The organism is Streptomyces sp. NPDC048269 (genome assembly GCF_040652395.1).
Classification (GTDB): domain Bacteria; phylum Actinomycetota; class Actinomycetes; order Streptomycetales; family Streptomycetaceae; genus Streptomyces.
In genome coordinates this window covers 22,285-38,737 of the sequence record NZ_JBEZLW010000057.1, presented here as the reverse complement: position 1 = coordinate 38,737, position 16,453 = coordinate 22,285, and the positions used below count along the sequence as shown (strand labels likewise).

General features: G+C 68.9%; 17 protein-coding genes. 5 read left to right on the top strand and 12 right to left on the bottom strand.

The window, feature by feature from the left end; translation table 11 throughout:
• The first annotated feature begins 327 nt into the window (after positions 1 to 327).
• Entirely contained in the window at positions 328 to 1,440 is a 1,113-nt protein-coding gene (locus tag AB0D48_RS33600; protein ID WP_362405769.1) for an IS110 family transposase, read from the top strand.
• Positions 1,441 to 1,454: 14 nt separating this feature from the next.
• Here AB0D48_RS33600 and AB0D48_RS33595 read toward each other — a convergent pair whose 3' ends face one another.
• From AB0D48_RS33595 to rpmF, 5 genes are all read right to left on the bottom strand, one after another.
• On the bottom strand, positions 1,455 to 2,567 hold the full coding sequence (locus tag AB0D48_RS33595) for a GTP-binding protein (protein WP_362405778.1): 1,113 nt from the start codon (positions 2,565 to 2,567) through the stop codon (positions 1,455 to 1,457).
• Positions 2,568 to 2,593: 26 nt separating this feature from the next.
• Complete coding sequence (locus AB0D48_RS33590) at positions 2,594 to 2,842, bottom strand: type B 50S ribosomal protein L31 (protein ID WP_030843780.1); 249 nt, start codon at positions 2,840 to 2,842, stop codon at positions 2,594 to 2,596.
• 27 nt (positions 2,843 to 2,869) lie between these two features.
• Complete coding sequence (gene rpmG, locus AB0D48_RS33585) at positions 2,870 to 3,034, bottom strand: 50S ribosomal protein L33 (RefSeq protein ID WP_007267663.1); 165 nt, start codon at positions 3,032 to 3,034, stop codon at positions 2,870 to 2,872.
• A 142-nt stretch (positions 3,035 to 3,176) separates the two neighbouring features.
• Complete coding sequence (locus tag AB0D48_RS33580) at positions 3,177 to 4,355, bottom strand: GTP-binding protein (RefSeq protein WP_362405765.1); 1,179 nt, start codon at positions 4,353 to 4,355, stop codon at positions 3,177 to 3,179.
• A 4-nt stretch (positions 4,356 to 4,359) separates the two neighbouring features.
• Complete coding sequence (gene rpmF, locus AB0D48_RS33575) at positions 4,360 to 4,530, bottom strand: 50S ribosomal protein L32 (protein ID WP_007267665.1); 171 nt, start codon at positions 4,528 to 4,530, stop codon at positions 4,360 to 4,362.
• Positions 4,531 to 5,486: 956 nt separating this feature from the next.
• On the opposite strand from rpmF, the gene AB0D48_RS33570 reads away from it, so the two are divergent.
• Positions 5,487 to 5,918: a transcriptional repressor gene (locus AB0D48_RS33570; RefSeq protein WP_362405762.1), complete on the top strand. Its 432-nt coding sequence runs from the start codon at positions 5,487 to 5,489 to the stop codon at positions 5,916 to 5,918.
• Positions 5,919 to 6,084: 166 nt separating this feature from the next.
• Here AB0D48_RS33570 and rpsN read toward each other — a convergent pair whose 3' ends face one another.
• Together rpsN and rpmB are read right to left on the bottom strand one after the other, a co-directional pair.
• Positions 6,085 to 6,390: a 30S ribosomal protein S14 gene (gene rpsN, locus AB0D48_RS33565; protein WP_362405759.1), complete on the bottom strand. Its 306-nt coding sequence runs from the start codon at positions 6,388 to 6,390 to the stop codon at positions 6,085 to 6,087.
• Positions 6,390 to 6,626, bottom strand: coding sequence for a 50S ribosomal protein L28 (gene rpmB / locus AB0D48_RS33560; RefSeq protein ID WP_327364356.1), 237 nt, complete (start codon positions 6,624 to 6,626; stop codon positions 6,390 to 6,392). The genes rpsN and rpmB overlap by 1 nt, the downstream gene beginning before the upstream one ends.
• Positions 6,627 to 7,400: 774 nt before the next feature.
• On the opposite strand from rpmB, the gene AB0D48_RS33555 reads away from it, so the two are divergent.
• Positions 7,401 to 8,294 carry a DUF5655 domain-containing protein gene (locus AB0D48_RS33555; protein ID WP_362405755.1) on the top strand — a complete coding sequence of 298 codons (894 nt, stop codon included), beginning with the start codon at positions 7,401 to 7,403 and terminating at the stop codon, positions 8,292 to 8,294.
• 249 nt (positions 8,295 to 8,543) lie between these two features.
• Here AB0D48_RS33555 and AB0D48_RS33550 read toward each other — a convergent pair whose 3' ends face one another.
• The gene (locus AB0D48_RS33550) at positions 8,544 to 9,275 is read right to left on the bottom strand and encodes a hypothetical protein (protein ID WP_362405752.1); all 732 of its coding nucleotides are present in this window, start codon (positions 9,273 to 9,275) and stop codon (positions 8,544 to 8,546) included.
• Positions 9,276 to 9,351: 76 nt separating this feature from the next.
• Complete coding sequence (locus AB0D48_RS33545) at positions 9,352 to 9,591, bottom strand: MerR family DNA-binding transcriptional regulator (protein WP_362405775.1); 240 nt, start codon at positions 9,589 to 9,591, stop codon at positions 9,352 to 9,354.
• 319 nt (positions 9,592 to 9,910) lie between these two features.
• Between AB0D48_RS33545 and AB0D48_RS33540 the strand changes: the two genes are divergently transcribed.
• Positions 9,911 to 11,407 carry an MFS transporter gene (locus tag AB0D48_RS33540; RefSeq protein ID WP_362405749.1) on the top strand — a complete coding sequence of 499 codons (1,497 nt, stop codon included), beginning with the start codon at positions 9,911 to 9,913 and terminating at the stop codon, positions 11,405 to 11,407.
• Positions 11,408 to 11,730: 323 nt separating this feature from the next.
• Entirely contained in the window at positions 11,731 to 12,306 is a 576-nt protein-coding gene (locus tag AB0D48_RS33535; protein ID WP_362405746.1) for a hypothetical protein, read from the top strand.
• 205 nt (positions 12,307 to 12,511) lie between these two features.
• Here the strand turns inward: AB0D48_RS33535 and AB0D48_RS33530 are convergent, their stop codons facing one another.
• The 3 genes from AB0D48_RS33530 to AB0D48_RS33520 all read right to left on the bottom strand — a co-directional run bounded on the left by AB0D48_RS33530 (position 12,512) and on the right by AB0D48_RS33520 (position 16,431).
• On the bottom strand, positions 12,512 to 14,131 hold the full coding sequence (locus AB0D48_RS33530; protein ID WP_362405743.1) for a Na+/H+ antiporter: 1,620 nt from the start codon (positions 14,129 to 14,131) through the stop codon (positions 12,512 to 12,514).
• A gap of 344 nt (positions 14,132 to 14,475) precedes the next feature.
• Entirely contained in the window at positions 14,476 to 15,450 is a 975-nt protein-coding gene (locus tag AB0D48_RS33525; RefSeq protein WP_362405740.1) for an aldo/keto reductase, read from the bottom strand.
• A gap of 240 nt (positions 15,451 to 15,690) precedes the next feature.
• Positions 15,691 to 16,431 (bottom strand): YoaK family protein, encoded by a 741-nt coding sequence (locus tag AB0D48_RS33520; RefSeq protein WP_362405737.1) that lies wholly within the window; start codon positions 16,429 to 16,431, stop codon positions 15,691 to 15,693.
• Between the last annotated feature and the right edge of the window lie 22 nt (positions 16,432 to 16,453).

Genomic DNA, 16,453 nt, shown 5'->3' with positions numbered 1-16,453 from the left:
CACCCGGCCCCGCCCGAGCATCGACCACGTCCTGCACTGGTCACACTGGCGCCGCAGACGACAACACCAAGCCCGCACCAGCCACTACAAACGACAGTGATGATTGCGGTGGCACCGTCCGAACGGTCTGACTCGCCAAACGACTGACGCTCAGGTTGTCCTTGCCGCGAATCGTCGGCCGGTCGGGCGGTGCCGCCTGGCGCGTGGCCGGTCGGGCATCTGTGACTTCATAGGAGCCCGGCCAAAGGTCCCATCACTGTCTTGTCCGTCTGCCCGACCGGCCCGTGCCCTCCAACCAGTAAGCGTTGAAGGGCGGTACGGATCAGCATGGCAGTAGACCGGATAGCCGTGATCGGCGGGATCGACACTCACACCGATCTCCATCAGGCCGCGGTCATCGACGGCATCGGCCGACACCTGGCCACCGCGGCGTTCGAGACGACGCCGGCGGGCTACCAGCGCATGCTGGACTGGCTGCACTCGCACGGCGAGGTCCTCGCGGTCGGAATCGAGGGCACCGGCGCCTACGGTGCTGAAATCGCCAGGTTCCTGACCGCGAACGACATCATCGTCGTCGAAGTGGACCGCCCGGACCGCAAAGCCAGGCGGGACAACGGCAAGTCCGACCCGATCGACGCCTACGGCGCCGCGACCGCGGTCCTCTCCGGCCGGGCCGGCGGCACACCCAAGGCCAGGAACGGGACCGTGGAGGCGATCCGGGCCCTGCGGGTCGTCCGCAGGAGCGCCGTCAAGGCCAGGACCCAGACGATCAACCAGATCCGTACCTTGATTGTCACCGCCCCCTCCGACGTCCGAGACCGCCTGCGAGGACTGTCCGCGCGGGAACTCGTCGATACCCTGGCCCGTTCCCGCCCGGCCGGCGAGCTCGCCGATCCCGCCTGCGCGGTCAAGACCGCCCTGCGGCGGCTCGCCCGCCGCCACCAGGCACTCAGCGAGGAGATCACGGACGCCGACAGGGAGATCGGCCCCTTGGTGACCCAGACCGCACCCGGGCTGATCGCCCTGCCCGGCGTCGGACCCGAGACCGCCGGACAGCTCCTGACGAGCGCGGGAGACAATCCCGACCGGCTCCGCTCCGAAGCCGCCTTCGCCCACCTCTGCGGAGCCGCTCCGGTCCCGGCCTCGTCCGGTCGCACCAACCGCCATCGCCTCAATCGAGGTGGAGACCGCGCGGCCAACAACGCCCTCCACACCATCGTGCTGGTCCGGATGAAGTACGACCGGCGAACCCAGGAATACGTGGCACGCCGCACCGCTCAAGGCATGGCCAAGAAGGACATCGTCCGGTGCCTGAAACGGTTCGTTGCACGTGATGCCTGCCGTGTCCAGCGGGTTGGGGCGGGACTTCAGCGGCTTGCTGGGGGAGGGGCGGCGGGCCATGGGTGTTCCTCGGGGTACGGGGTTGCGGGGTGTTGGTGAGTGGGGCGGAGGGGTCAGGCGACGGAGTCGAGTAGCGGCCCGAATGCGGCGGGGAGCTGCTTCCACGCTTCCCGTCCGGCGGTGTACTCGGCTTCGGTCAGGAGGCAGGAGTCCAGGAGTTGTTCGATCCCGTCGCAGTCGAGGCCGGGCGAGGTGAAGACCAGGTGCTGGCAGCAGTCGCCGTGCTCGGGGTCCCAGTCGAGGGCGGCCGCGGCCTGACGCATGGCGGGGACCAGATCCCAGGCGGCGTCGGGGAGCGAGGCCAGCCAGGGGCCGGCGCTCTCCACACACAGCGCGCCACCGGCCGCGTCCCAGGCGAGGAGGGTGTCGGGGCGGTCGGCGAGCCAGAACCGGCCGCGGCTGCGGGCCGCGGCGCAGGTCAGGTCTTCCAGGGCCTGGTAGAGCCGCTCGGGGTGGAACGGCCTGCGGCGCTGCCAGACGAGCGTGGCGACGCCGGCCTCGTCCGCTTCCTGGGGGAGGAGCGCGCAGGCGGGATGCTGGGCGGCGGCGGCCGTCTCCACGTCGAAGCCGGCGAACGCCAAGCGGGTGAGTTCGCTGGAACCGGTGGGCACCTGGCGGGCCGTCGGGTGCAGTTGGGCGAGCAGGGCGCGGTCCTCGTCGTCGGCCTCGTCGCTGTCGGCGATCGCGAGGACTGGCGCGTATTCGAGCTGACGGGCCCAGGTGTCCCCGACGGTCCGCTGGTCGGTGGCGGCCGCGGCGAGTCCGGCCTCGGTGAGGTCGTCGCCGTTGCCGAGGCAGGGCAGGACGAGCGCGGGGTCGACGGCGGTGATCACGTTGGTGAGTTCCAGTACGTCACCGGCGTGTGCGGCCACGACCTCGGCCATGGCCCGGGGCTCGACCGAGTCCCAGAGTTCCACCACGGCCAGGCCGGTCAGCCCGCCGGCGGCCAGTCGCTCCAGCTCGGGGACGAGGTCCTCGCGCAGTGCGCAGCAGGCGCAGTCGTTGACCAGCGGAGTCGCGTCCGCGGATATCGCACCCCCCGAATCGCGCAGCGTGCGACGTACGTTGCCCGCGGCCGCCGAGGACAGATCGTGGTGCAGGGTGATACTTCCCGGCACGGCGCGCAGCAGGTGCTCGACGGTCTCCTTGCGCGCGTCGGCGTGCATGCCGCCGACGATCACGACGGGGAGGGTCACTTCCGCCCTCCGTAGCGGCGCTCGAAGCGCTCGACGCGTCCCGCGGTGTCCAGGACGCGGGCGGTGCCGGTGTAGAAGGGGTGGCTCTGCGAGGAGATTTCGACGTCGATGACGGGGTAGGTGTTGCCGTCCTCCCACTCGACCGTCTTGTCGCTGGTGGCGGTGGAGCGGGTGAGGAAGGCGAAGTCGGCGGCCTTGTCGCGGAAGACGACCGGCCCGTAGGCGGGGTGGATTCCAGGCTTCATGGGGCGGCTCTCTCTGGGGGAGGGGGGTCAGCGCTCTTCGCGGAAGTCGACGTGCCGGCGGACGACCGGGTCGAACTTGCGCAGCACCATCCGGTCCGGGTCGTTACGCCGGTTCTTGCGGGTGACGTACGTGTAGCCGGTGCCGGCGGTCGAGCGGAGCTTGATGATCGGGCGTACTTCGTTGCGTGCCATGGCAGCAGTATACGGGAATGGGAATCGTTTTCAATAATGATTCCGATGCTCCCCGGAAGGGCGGCGGACCCCATGAGCGATGTGTCCATGGAAGGCCGGGCCGGACGGTGCCGTGGCTGCGACCACCGTCCGGCCCGGAGTTTCAGGCCGCCTGAGGTGCGGCGGGTTCGTGCTCGCAGGCGTCGTCGATTCCGTACGTCTCCCAGTCCGGGAAGTCGTCCACGGCGGGCACGGCTTCGCCCGGGCCGAGCAGGCAGGCTTCGAGGGCCGCCCGCAGTGCGTCGGCGCGCAGGCCCGTGCCGATGAAGACGAGCTCCTGGATCTGCGCGGTGTCCGGCCCGTGGGCGCCCGAGGGCTCGAAGCGGGCGACGGCGCCGGCCTGGGACCAGAGGCCGGTCACGCGGGGGCGGCTGGCGAGCCAGAAGAAGCCCTTGGAGCGCAGGATCTGTCCGAAGGTGCCGCTGTCGAGGCCCTTGGTGACGAAGGTCCACAGTCGGCCGGGGTGGAAGGGTAGGTCGGAGCGGAATACGAGCGAGGAGATCCCGTACTCCTCGGTCTCCGGGACGTGGTCGCCGTTCAGCTCCTTGACCCAGCCCGGGGCCTGCTGGGCCCGCTCGACATCGAACAGGCCAGTGCCCAGCACCTGTTCGAGAGTCACCTGTCCGCGGACGGCGGGCACGATCCTCGCCTCGGGGTTGAGCCGCGCGAGCGTCGCGCGCAGCCGGGCGACCTCCGTCGGCCCGACCAGGTCGAGCTTGTTGAGGACGATGACGTCCGCGAACTCGATCTGGTCCATGAGGAGATCGCTGACGGTGCGCTCGTCGTCCTCGTACTGGTCGAGCCCGCGAGCGGCGAGCTCATCGCCGCCCGCGAGCTCCGGCAGGAAGTTCGCGGCGTCCACGACGGTGACCATCGTGTCGAGACGGGCGAGGTCGCCCAGGGTTGCGCCGTCGTCGCGGGGGAACGAGAACGTGGCCGCCACGGGCATCGGCTCGGAAATCCCGCTGGACTCGATCAGCAGGTAGTCGAAGCGCCCCTCGCGGGCCAGCCGGTCGACCTCCTCCAGCAGATCGTCGCGCAGGGTGCAGCAGATGCACCCGTTGGTCATCTCGACCAGCCGCTCCTCGGTCCGCGACAGCGCTGCCTCTCCGCCGCGCACTAGGGCGGCGTCGATGTTGACCTCGCTCATGTCGTTGACGATGACCGCGACCCGCAGGCCCTCGCGGTTGCCGAGCACGTGGTTGAGCAGGGTGGTCTTGCCGGCTCCAAGGAATCCGGACAGGACGGTGACCGGGAGCGGGGCGTTCGTCGGGCGTGCCATCGGCTCAGCCTTCAGGGCGCAGCAGGCCGCGTTCGTACGCCTTCACCAGTCGCTGCGGGACCTGGTACACGGAGCCGTCGACCGTGATCGGGACGAGCTGCGGCGTCGTGGCCTTCCACTGGGCCCGGCGGTGACGGGTGTTGCTCCGGGACATCTTCCGCTTGGGGACGGCCATCGGGATCTCCTGAGGTGTCGAAGTGTTTCGACGCGAAGCTACATGAAAACGACGACCATTTTCAATCTGAATGGGCAGGGTGGCAGGGTGGCAGGGTGGCAGTAGGGGCGTTGAGGCGGTGGCGCGACGGCGCCATGTCGGGGTCGGGGCGGCACCTGTGCCGCATATGGCGTTTCGGTGGTGCCTGGGAGTGTGTGGAAGGAGCCGATGGGGGTCTTGGCGTCCTCGCGCCCGTCGGTGAGCTGGACAGGGGTGCTGGTGACTGCGAGGCGTGGGACCTGTTGGGGCGCCCGCCCGTCCGGCGGTGCGGGGCGTCGGTGTGTGCGTGTTGAGCCAATGGGGAACGGTCGGGGGCTGGAGCCGGCGCAGCTGGCGCGTGTAGGCAGGCGGGACCTCTGGCTCAACACAGCCGCGCGCGACGCCCGTTGGAGCCCCCCTTGGCACCGCGGGGGCGTCGCGCGCGACCGCGGCTCACTTAATCAGTTATGGGAATCGTTTTCAACGGTGGAGGGTCGGGCAACCTGAGGATGAAGCGATCGTCCTTGCCGCCGGCAGCCTCACGGGCTGAATCGACCACGGCAGCGCACGCAGCCACCCTTGCTGCACTGGGGTGGCACGGCGCCTCCGGCCACGGGGCGAGCGTGATGGGGAAGCAGGGCGCGCCGTGGGCTGGAAGTGCGCCGCGATCGTCAACGGCGTCGGTTCGGCCCCCGAAAGGGCCGAACTTGCGCACGCGGCGGACTCCAAGAAGGGTGAGTCCCGGCATGCCGGCTACCTGGAGATCGCGATGCGGCGTAACGCACCTCCAGAAGGCGCTCGGAGCGATGTCGCGAGGCCTCGTATTCCCGACCACTGAGCCAGGGGAATTACCGTGGCATCTGCCATGGTTTGGAAGAGTGGGGCGTGCGACCCGTAGCCTGACGCAACGAGCTTGCGTGCCCAAAGAGGAGGAAGTGGTGGCCACTGTGCCTGGCGAGACGAGCGGCGCGCCAGTCCGGCAACGGTCCACCCGGCAGCGGGCCGCCGTAGTGGCGGCGCTCGACGACGTCGATGAGTTCCGGAGTGCGCAGCAGCTGCACGATGTGCTCAAGCGTCGCGGTGACTCCGTGGGTCTGACGACCGTCTACCGCACCCTCCAGCACCTGGCGGACTCGGGTGAAGTCGACGTGCTCCGTACCGGCGACGGCGAGGCCGTCTACCGGCGCTGTTCCAGCGGCGATCACCACCACCATCTGGTCTGCCGCTCGTGCGGCAAGGCGGTGGAGGTCGACGGTCCGGCCGTCGAGAAGTGGGCTGCGGCGATCGCGGCCAAACATGACTTCGTCGGCATCGCCCATACCGTGGAGATCTTCGGCACCTGCGCCGACTGCGCAGCGGCCGCAGCCTGAAGGGCGGCCGAACCGGCGTCCGCACAGGACGGGTGACCTCCAGGCAGCAGTTCATCGAACCGGGAGGCCGAGGGGGAGTAGCCCCAATCGGTGGCACAGCTGCCGACACACCCCACCGGATCCCCATGGTGGAGTGCGTCGGCAGCGGAGTCTCATCCGGGTGGGACTACCAAGAGGACTTGGTCACGCCGGGGAGGAAGCCGGCGTGCGCCTGCTGCCGGGCGCGTACGCGGGAGAGCCCGAACTTGCGCAAATAGCCGCGGGGGCGGCCGTCGACGCTGTCGCGATTACGTACGCGGGTGGCGCTGGCGTTACGTGGCTGTCGGCGCAGTTCTGCCAGCGCGCTCCGGCGCTCGTCCTCGGTGGACGAAGGGCGCCGGATGATTTCCTTCAATTCGGCCCGCCGCGCGGCGTGCCGCTCAACGACCTCCTTGCGCTTCTCGTTCTGCGCGATCTTGCTCTTCTTCGCCATCAGACCTTCACTCCTCGCGCCCGGATCCGGGCGACGGCGGCCTCGATGCCGATGGCGTCCACCGTCTTGATCGCCTTGGCGCTCAAGGTCAGGCGGACGTTGCGGCCCTCGCTGGGCAGCCAGTAGCGCTTGCTCTGGATGTTCGGGTCGAAGCGGCGTGACGTACGCCGGTGGGAGTGGGAGATGTTGTTGCCGAACCCGGGCTTGGCGCCGGTCAGTTGGCAGTGGGCGGACATGGGTGAATCCTGCCTCTCTCTAGCCATCACTTATTGGCAATGGAAACCATATCCATATACTAGCCTCATGGTCCGCACGGATTCCGCCCGACCGCCGGGCTTGGTCACCGTGGGTGCCGACTTCACCGGCGTCGACCACAAGACGCGTTTCGAAGTGCCGGCGGGATCGTGGAAGTGGAGAGTCCTTCGGTGAGCCGCCCGTACTCTGCCCACGGTGCTCCGGCCTGGACGCGGTCAGCCACGCCGAGCGCCGCTGTGAGGCTCGGGGTGGAGCAGGAGCCCAAGACGCCCGTCGTCGTCGGCATTCACCCGGATGCCCTCAAGCGGGTAGCCGACCCATCATGTCGAGTGCGTCGCGATCCTTGAATCGACCGCAAAGGGCCTCTGACCTGCAGTTTAGGGCGGTGTGTGATATGTGCGCTGTGGGCGTTAAGGGTGATATTTTGACGCTGGTTTGACGCTGGTTTGACGCTGGTTTGACGCTGGTTTGACGCTGGTTTGACGCTCGTGCCGCACGTTTGACGCACGCCCGACGCATATTCTGATGGGTTGTCAGTAAGAAAAAGCCGCCGTCCGCACCAGGAGGAAATCCTTGCGTGGGCGGCGGCTTCGTTCTGCTTGCTGGCCTTGCCGAGGCTCTGATCACCTCCGGGGGCTCGAACTCTCACCTGAACACGTACGGTGACAACCGGGAGAAGGTTCCAACTCGTCCTGCCTACCGGAAACAAATCTTGGCCGGCTGTGTGTTGGCCAGAGGTCGGTACGGAGGGGGAGGTGTCGGGCCTGAAGCTGTTCAACACGAAAAGCGGCGTGACCGAGGTCACGCCGCATCTGGCCGGAGTCGAGGGGGATGTGCAGGATCTCGTCGAGGCGCACATGGAGACGATGCTCGGCGTCCGGTTCTTGGCCAGCGAGTACAGCACCGGACCGCTGCACGGCGGCCGGATCGACTCGCTGGGCATCGACGAAAACGGCGCACCGGTGATCATCGAGTACAAGCGTGGCACTGACGCGGGCGTCATGAACCAGGGCCTGTTCTACATGGCCTGGCTCGTCGACCACAGGGACGCCTTCCGGCACCTGGTCCGCGACCGGCTCGGGGTGCACGCCGCGGCCCAGGTGCTGTGGAGCGCACCGAGGCTGATCTGCGTGGCCGGCGACTTCACCCGCTACGATATCCATGCCGTCCGCGAGCACCGGCACGCGATCGACCTGGTCCGCTACCGCTACTTCGGCAGCGAACACTTCGGCCTTGAGACGGTGGTGTCCTTCGCGGGCCGTGCCGCGGCGCCGAAGACTGGCAGCCGAAGCCGGGGCACGGCGAAGGCGCAGCGGACCGCGACTGCGGGTGGGACTATGGCGGAGCTGGCCGCAGCGGTCGACGAGGTCCTGCTCGGGCTTGGCGAGGATCTCACCAAGGTCTCGAACCAGACCTACACGGCTTACCGACGGATGCAGAACTACGCCTGTCTGGTCCCGCCGAAGAAGGCCAAGCTGCTGGTCTACCTGAAGGCCGATCCGGCGAAGGTCGACCTCGTGCTCGGCTTCGCCCGTGACGTGACAGGGCTCGGCCATCACGGCACCGGCGACCTGGAGCTGACGCTTCAGTCCGAGCGAGACCTGGAGCGCGCGGCCGACTACTTCCGCGAGAGCTACGCCGTGGCGTGATGGGCCTGTGTCCGGGACTGGGCTGCGGTTAGCGGAGGGCCTCGGTGTGGGATGGCCGACTGGGTTCGTGTCGTTGCCTCTCGACGGTTCGGGCATGGGTGGCGGTGGATTTCCAATGATCCGGTGATTCCCCGGTTTGGCTGACCGGGGATCTACTGGTACGTTCCGCCGCGCCCGGCGGGCGGCGCGGGCTGGGCTGCCGGGCGCGCGGCGCTTCAAGCGTGCCATATTCGGGGGAGAGGCCCCGCGTCATCCCCCGTACGCGGGGCCTCGCTCGCTGCCACGGCCAGGCGAGGGGCGCGACGGACCGGCAGGAAAATGCAGCCGGTCAGCGCTCGTGGTGGGGAGGTCGTCCTCGCGGACGGCGAGGTACGTCTCCGCCGTCGCGGCTTCGAGGAGGCCGGGGTCTTCGTCGAGGTCGAAATGAGGGTCGCTCTGGGTGTGCAGCAGTTCGCGCCAGGGGCGGTCCCTGCCGTGCTCGAAGGCGGCATGGACCCGGGGCTCGATCCGGGCCAGCTCTTCCTCCTGTTGCTCACGGAAGACGCGCCGCTGGGTCTGGCGGCGGCGCTCCTCCGCTTCCTCGCTGGCGGGCTCGTCGGCCCGAAGGTCCTCGGCGCGCATGCCGGGGGTGCGCTCGGCGATCAGCTGGTCCTCGTAGTGGAGCTGGGCGCAGGCGGCGAAGAGCTGCCGGGACATGCCCAGGCGCAGTTCGGTGCCGGGGACGCGGTGCGTGAGGAAGTCGTCGAGGCCGAGGGCCCGGGCATGCCCCCGGCGGCCAGACTGGTCGCTGTCGGAAGTCTCAGCACGGACGGCGTTGCGCATCGCGCGGGCACTCGAGTCGTGTTCCAGGGGGGTGGTCACCCCGCGGTGGCCACGGCGTCGGCTCGTTCGGTCGGCGGGCAGGGCCACGGTCTTCAGGCGGGAAGGCTGCGCGCCGCTGAGTGCGAGGTACACCAGCACCTGGGCGCGTGCCGTGCCCACGAGGGCGTCGTTGCTGTCGCCGAGATGGTCTTCCGGAGAACCCGGCGGCTGGGGCGAAGCGGGGCCAGCGGCGGGCTTATTGAGAGTTGTCGTGCTGTTCGGCTGTGGCGCGGCGGAACTCTGCGTTGATGCGCTGGGCTTCCTCGAGGATGACGATGCGGCAGGCGGCCTCGACGGGCATGCCCTGGTCTACGAGTTCGCGGGCGGCGATCCGCAGTTGGTAGTGGGAGTACTGGCGGTGCCCTCTCTCCGAGCGGAGCGGGGCGATGAGGCGGGCCTGACCGGATGCTCGCCGACGGCGGTGAGGCGATCGCAGATCTGGCCGTGCTGCGGGGCCAGGGCGAGGTGTTCGGCCCAGTCGCCCGCGTTGACGGCTTCTGGCGGCCACCAGAGGGAAGCGTCGAGGACCGTGCACGAAGCCGCAGAGGTCTGAAGCCGGATCGACGCCCCGTGCGCATTGTCATCTGCCGTTGCTGCTTCTACGACCACAGTGCATCCCGGCCACGCTTGTGTCGCATAAAGTAGCGACTCGCACCAATTTGTCGCGCTGCAGTGTTGCGAAGTGCTCATTCACGCGATGTGTGGCCTGTCGCGTGCACGAACACTGGGCCGTGAGTCCGTCGAAAGGAGCCTCCGTGGAACCGGGCAGGCGACAGCCAGGCACGGCGTCAGCAGGCCGGCCAGATCCGAGCCGGTGGCATGCCTTGTGGGTCACCCTGGTGGCGGGCTTCATGATTCTGCTTGATGTCACGATTGTCGCGGTCGCGCTGCCCTCGATGCAGAGGGATCTCGGCGCCTCCCCGGCCTCAGTGCAGTGGGTGGTGTCCGGGTATGCGCTGACGTTCGCACTTGCGCTGGTGCTGGCCGGACGTCTTGGCGATGCGATCGGCCGACGCCGGATCTTCCTCGGAGCACTCGCGGCCTTTGTCTTGTGCAGCGCCGCAGTGGGAGCGGCCCCGACGATCACCCTGGTCGTCATCGCGCGCATGGCGCAAGGAATCGCCGCTGGCTGCCTTGCTCCTCAGAATTCCGCGTTGATCCAGCAGATGTTCACCGGAGCCGAGCGTGCTCGTGCCTTCGGTTTGTTCGGCGCCACCGTCGGCATCTCCAGTGCGGTCGGTCCGATCACCGGAGGCCTCATCCTCGCCTTGGCCACCGGGCCCCAGGGCTGGCGCTGGATCTTCTACGTCAACGTTCCCATCGGTGCCGTGGCACTCGTGCTCGGCCATCGGCTGCTGCCCCGCGTCGCCCCGGGCAAGAGGGGACACCTGGATCTGGCGGGCGTTGCCCTGCTTGGCTGCGGTGTCCTGGCGGTCATGCTGCCGTTGGTCCTGGCCGACTCCGGCGGCGTGCGCCGGCTGTGGTGGCTCTTCCCGGTAGGGGCACTGCTGCTGGTCGGTTTCGGGCGGTGGGAGCGCCGGGTTGCAGCCCACGGCGGCGAACCGCTGCTGCATCCAAGGTTGATTGCCGATACCCGCGGCTACGCCACCGGTGCCGGCCTGGCGACGCTCTACTTCATGGGATTCAGCGGTGTGTGGATCGTGTTCGCCCTGTTCTTCCAAAACGGCCTGGGGTATTCACCGCTGCAGTCCGGACTGGCCGTGACACCGTTCGCGGTGGGCTCCGCGGGAGCGGCTGTCGTAGCCGGACGGCTTGTGGAGCGGATGGGCAGGCTGCTGACCGTGCTCGGCCTGGTCGGCGTCATTGTCGGGCTCGCTGCAGCGGCCCTGCTGCTTGGGTTCGCCCCGTCATCAGTCGCCGTGTGGGTCGCTGCCCCGGCCCTGCTTGTGGGCGGTATCGGCAGTGGCTTCGTCATCTCCCCGAATGTGACGATGACGCTGCGGGAGGTTCCCGTGCGGATGGCGGGTGCGGCAGGCGGCGCGCTGCAGACCGGACAGCGGCTGGGTGGGGCGGTGGGGACGGCCGCACTGCCCGGCACGTTCTACCTGGTACTGGCCTCGAGCGGGGAGGACTACCGGCGGGCTGTGGCAGCGTCCGTCGGCGTCGGCATCGCCGCCATCTTCACGGCGCTGAGCATCGCGCTGATCGACTGGCGGACCGACCGCGGCGCAACGGCGGCCCCGTGCCCGCCCGAAGTCGCCCACAGTCATTGCCATGCCACCCACATTTGAGACTGGTCGGACTGGACCAATACGTTGGCGCGCAATCAGCCGATGAGCAAGTCGACGGAGCGACGAGGCACGGGAGGCCGAGGGCACGACCTGATGACTGCGGGCATCTCGTACGGCGAGAAGGCGGTGCCCTCCGTGCTGGTCTGTCTAGTGATCGATCTGGCGCGAATCGCCCGCGACGATCACGCCGCCTTGCCGACCCGCGCGGGGGCGTATTCCTGCATGCCGGCCCCGCTCACGGCACGCGGCCACCGCGACCTTCGAATGCACGAGCTGGTACACGGCCGTTTGACCACGGTCCTGACCAGGAGAACACTCGAAATGTGGGCGCAGGAACACCGAAGGATCCCAACTCACCGAGCACCATCCGGCGACCGGCGCCGCAGCAGGAGGTGACAAGGGCGTCTGAACATGAGCGCGATCTCCTGCTTCAGCGCGTGCAGCCGGCTTTGAGCGGACTCATCGACGGTTCGCTGTCTTCGCTGGCGCCCATCTTTGCCGTGGTGATGTCCACGCAAAAGCCGGGCTACGCGTTCATCGCGGGGCTTGCTACGGCGATCGGAGCGGGGATCAGTATGGCCTTCTCCGAGGGCTTGTCCGATACCGGAACGGTCACCGAACGCGGCAACGCCTGGAAGCGTGGTGGCATCGTCGGCGGCGGCACCTTCCTGGGCGGCATTGTGCATACCCTCCCCTTCCTGATTCCGGACTATCTGCCGGCGCTCGTGGTCGCACTGGCGGTAGTCGTTATCGAACTGCTCACCCTGGCGTGGCTGCGCCATCGCTTCTTCGACGTCTCCTTTGCCTGGTCCTTCGCCACCGTCACGCTCGGTGGCGCGCTCATTTCCGGGGTCAGTATCGGCCTGGGCGCGCTCCTGGGCACAGCGGTCGCTGGATAAGAGGTCCTGGCACAGGGCGTTCGAGGTGTGGGTGGGGTTGTGGGCAGGCGCGAGGCCGAGGAAGCGTTGTGCCTGTCGTCGCGTCGCTCCCAGCGGATGCGGACGGACGCCGTGCAGCCAGGCGGACCTTGTGCCACCTCCGTGGGGATGCGGCCAAATGTGCGCATGGTGCAGTGCTCTCGTCCTGGACAAGCCCGCACGTCGCTTACTCCCCGGGGGCTTGAGCGCGTGGATCGGCCGTGCCGTCTTCCGGTGGGTGCGGCTGGTCGGTGACGGCGTGCAGAGCCAGCTCGATCCTGATCTCCTCGCTGTCCAGGACTGCCTGCAGTCGTCGCAGGACGATGTCGTCGATGCTGCGCTGGTCCCGTAGGCGGATCAGGGCGCTGCGCTTGACGTCGAGCAGGGCGAGGCGCAGTTCGAGTCCCGCTCGCACGCCGGGACCGGTGGTGTCGGGCGCCAGCGCGTCGTCGGCGGCGTACTGGCGCAGTTCGCTCAGGATGGCGTCGGCGGTCTCCGGCGGTGTTTCCAGGCGGCCGGCGTGGTCGGGAAGGGCCTCCAGCGCCGCGGCGGCGATCTGGCGGTGGGCGCGGCGTTCCTCGGTGGTCTCGTCGGGATCGCTGCGCAGTCCGGCCCAGCGGGCCACCGCGGGCATGGTCGTCCCCTGGAGGACCAGCGTGACCAGGATGACGGTCACGGCGGTGAAGACCAGCAGGCCGTGTCCCTCCAGCGGCTGGCCTGCGGCCGTGGTGGCCGGGACGGCGAGGGCGGCCGCCAGCGACACGGCCCCGCGCACCCCGCTCCAGGCGATGGGGAATCTTTGCCGGGCGCCGGAGCGCAGCGTGCGCTGGATCGGGCGGCGGTCGACGGCGCGGATGAGGTAGGGCACCGAGTACAGCCACAGCAGGCGCGTGGCGATCACCACGCCGCTGACCAGCAGGGCGGTGGCCACCGCGTGTCCCAGGGAGACGGAGCTGATCGAGCGCACGATGGCGGGTGTCTGGATGCCCACCAGGACGAACAGGGCACTGTTGAGGATGAAGGTGCTCACCTCCCAGAAGCCGATGATCTGCATTCTCGCGCCCGCGCCGATCACCTTGGGGCCCGCCTGGCTGAGGATGAGACCGCACGTGACAACCGCCAGCACGCCGGAAACGCCCACGGCCTCCGCGGGCAGATAGGCGGCGAACGGGGTGAGCACAGCCAGGGCGCTCCCCACCGCACGGTCGTTCAACCGCCTGCGCAGCGTCACCACGACGGCGCCGCAGGCGGCGCCGATCGCGACACCGCCCGCGTAGGCCAGCAGGAAGCGCGCGACCGTGCCCCACCAGCTGAAGGCCTGTCCCTCCACGACGACCCCGACCATCACTGCGAAGAGCGCGAGCGCGGTGCCGTCGTTGATCAGGCTCTCCGCCCGCAGGATGGTCCGGACCCGCCGGGGCAGGCCCCGGGCCACCGCCGCCACAGCGATGGCGTCGGTGGGGGCGACGACGGCGCCAAGGACGGCCGCGAGCGGCCAGGACAGGCCCAGCGCGTGCCCCACCGCAGCCACCGCGGCGGCCGTGGCCAGCACCAGACCGGTGCCGAGCAGCATGATGCCGCGCACGTTCGTTCGGATCTCGCGGAGCGAGGTCGTCAGCGACTCCCAGTAGAGCAGGGGAGGCAGGAACAGCAGCAGGACAACCTCGGGAGGCAGGACCAGTGAACGGAAGTCGGGCGTGAGACCGATCAGGCAGCCCGCCGCCACCAACAGGACCGGCTCGCTCCAGCGCAGGCGGCGCGCCAGCCACGTCATGGCCACCACCGCCGCGAGGATCACTACAGTCACTTCCAGGCCATGCATGCGGCACCGCCTTCCTGCTGGGGCAGGCACCCCTCTCCCCGGTGCTCCTCGGAGCCGTGGCCCAGCCCTGGCCCGGGCACGCCGCAGAGGTGGCTGGTTCAGCCCTGGGCGAGTTCTGCCAGAGCATCGACATGGATGGGTGCCCAGCCGAGCCCCGGCGGCCCGGGCGCCGGTGAGCCGCTGGTCCAGGCGACCGCCTCGGCGATGAGGCCCATCCGCTGCCGCAGCGCCTGCTCGGTGGCCGCCAGGGGCCGGCATCGGCGATCACGGCGTAGTCGCCTACTTCGGCACGCGCCCAGTATTAGTGACGCGTGAGGCGGGCTCGGCCATCACATCCCCTCCGGGGAAGGGCCGGCGACCGGCGCGGCCGCGGCCATGATCTTGTCGATTTCCGCGCGGTCCTCCTCACTCAGCGAGATGTCCGCTGCCGCGAGGCTCTCATCGACGTGCTCGGCCCGCCGAGTGCCGACGATCGCCACGTGCACGGCCGGATGAGCCAGCGTCCACGCGATGGCCAGCTGGCTGATCGTCATGCCCCGGGCGGCCGCGAACTGTTGCAGTTCTCTTACGACGGCAAGGTTCCGGCGGTAGGCCTCACCACGGAACACGCTGCTCTTGCTGCGCCAGTCGTCGGAGGGGAAAGCGGTGTTCTCGTCGAACGTTCCGGTCAGCAGGCCGTGGGCCAGCGGACCGTAGACCAGCACACCAATGTCGTGCCGGCGCGTGTAGGACAGGATTGCCTCCTCGATGTCGCGGCGGAACAGGTGGTACGGCGGCTGGAGCGTCTCCACCGGCAGGGTCTCGGCGAACTCCGACATCTGCTCGGTGGTGTAGTTGGACACGCCGACATGCCCGATCTTGCCCGCCCCGACCAGCTCCCGTAGCGCACCGGCGGTCTCGGCGACTGGCACATTCGGGTCCGGCCAGTGGACCTGGTAGAGGTCGATGTAGTCGAGGCCGAGCGCCGCAAGGCTGGCGTCCACGCCCCTGCGCAGCGAATCGGTGCCGGCATCGCGAGCGATGCCGGTGTCCGTCTTGCGCAGCCCGCCCTTGGTGGCGATCACCAACTCGTCGCGATTCCTGCCGAGATCAGTCTGCAGGGCGTCGCCGAGCAGCCGCTCTGATGCGCCGAAACCGTAAGCCTGTGCCGTATCGAAGAAGTTGACCCCCTGCTCGCGAGCTCGGCGGATTGCGGCCTTGGCCCCCTCCTCGGCGAAGGCTCCCCACTCCCCGCCCAGCTGCCAGGTGCCGAACGCGATGCGGGACACCTTGAGGCCAGACTTGCCCAACGTGGTGGTGTGCATAGCTACCTCCTTAAGGCCAAACTAAATATTCCCTCCTCAAGGAACGTGTGCCGGGGCCAGGGCCGCGCAACGGGACCAGTAGCCGCGTGATCGAGCAGCGCATGCCTGGCGACCAGCCGATACATCGCAGGACCAAATAGCAGATAGATAGCGAATACGGGCCGACGCCCGCCCCAGTTGGCCTCGATCGACGCCGCGGTCCTCGATGTATTGATCATCGTGCTTGCTGCCGTTCGCCGGTCACGACGTGGGAGGCCGGGTCCATGCGGCGTCGGAAGCCGAGAGCCGATGGGTGAATGCAGCGGTGGCAACGAGCAGGAACAGCGCCAGGCCCAGAGCTGTGGAGAGGCCGACGTGCAGGAGGAGAAGGCCACCGATGAGGGCACCGAGGAACATCGCCACAACGGACAGGACGCGACGGCCGGGCCGCGGTCCAGTACCGCCTGCCGCCCTGGAGTCGGCGGCGAGTCCGGTGAGAGTCAGGGTGAGGACGGTCGTGGTGAGGTCGGGGACGCCGAGGCGCCGGACGACAGCGTTCTGCACCCCCATGCCCATCGCGAGGAGCACGATGAGCACGTACTGGACACCCGAAGTCACCTTGTCGTCGGTGGCCGCAGCCACGACCACCGTCACAGCCACCAATAGGACCTGTGCCCCGAGGGCGAGGGTGAGCAGCCGACCGCGATGCGTGCCCATCCGGGCGTGCAGGCAGCCTCCGGCGAATGCACCACCGAGGAAGGCGCCGAGGGCGGTGACGGAGGCGGGCGCCGAGAACCCCTGGGCACCGGCCAGTGCGAACCCGAGGAATACGACGTTGCCCGTCATGTTGGCGACGAATACATGGCCGAGTCCCAGATAACTCACCGCATCGACCAGGCCTGTCACCACCGTGAGTGTGAGCATCAGCGGGGGTAGCGGGCCATGAGGATCCTCGCGCGGCGGGACGAGCGTATGAACGACATCAGTCAGCAGTGTGCGCATGCGGCGCCTTCCTCAAGGGGCC

Bases quoted from the DNA above. Each gene is read 5' to 3' on its own strand.
- AB0D48_RS33600 (WP_362405769.1), top strand. From the start codon at position 328: ATGGCAGTAGACCGGATAGCCGTGATCGGCGGGATCGACACTCACACC.
- AB0D48_RS33595 (WP_362405778.1), bottom strand. From the start codon at position 2,567: ATGCACGCCGACGCGCGCAAGGAGACCGTCGAGCACCTGCTGCGCGCC.
- AB0D48_RS33590 (WP_030843780.1), bottom strand. From the start codon at position 2,842: ATGAAGCCTGGAATCCACCCCGCCTACGGGCCGGTCGTCTTCCGCGAC.
- rpmG (WP_007267663.1), bottom strand. From the start codon at position 3,034: ATGGCACGCAACGAAGTACGCCCGATCATCAAGCTCCGCTCGACCGCC.
- AB0D48_RS33580 (WP_362405765.1), bottom strand. From the start codon at position 4,355: ATGGCACGCCCGACGAACGCCCCGCTCCCGGTCACCGTCCTGTCCGGA.
- rpmF (WP_007267665.1), bottom strand. From the start codon at position 4,530: ATGGCCGTCCCCAAGCGGAAGATGTCCCGGAGCAACACCCGTCACCGC.
- rpsN (WP_362405759.1), bottom strand. From the start codon at position 6,390: ATGGCGAAGAAGAGCAAGATCGCGCAGAACGAGAAGCGCAAGGAGGTC.
- rpmB (WP_327364356.1), bottom strand. From the start codon at position 6,626: ATGTCCGCCCACTGCCAACTGACCGGCGCCAAGCCCGGGTTCGGCAAC.
- AB0D48_RS33525 (WP_362405740.1), bottom strand. From the start codon at position 15,450: ATGCACACCACCACGTTGGGCAAGTCTGGCCTCAAGGTGTCCCGCATC.
- AB0D48_RS33520 (WP_362405737.1), bottom strand. From the start codon at position 16,431: ATGCGCACACTGCTGACTGATGTCGTTCATACGCTCGTCCCGCCGCGC.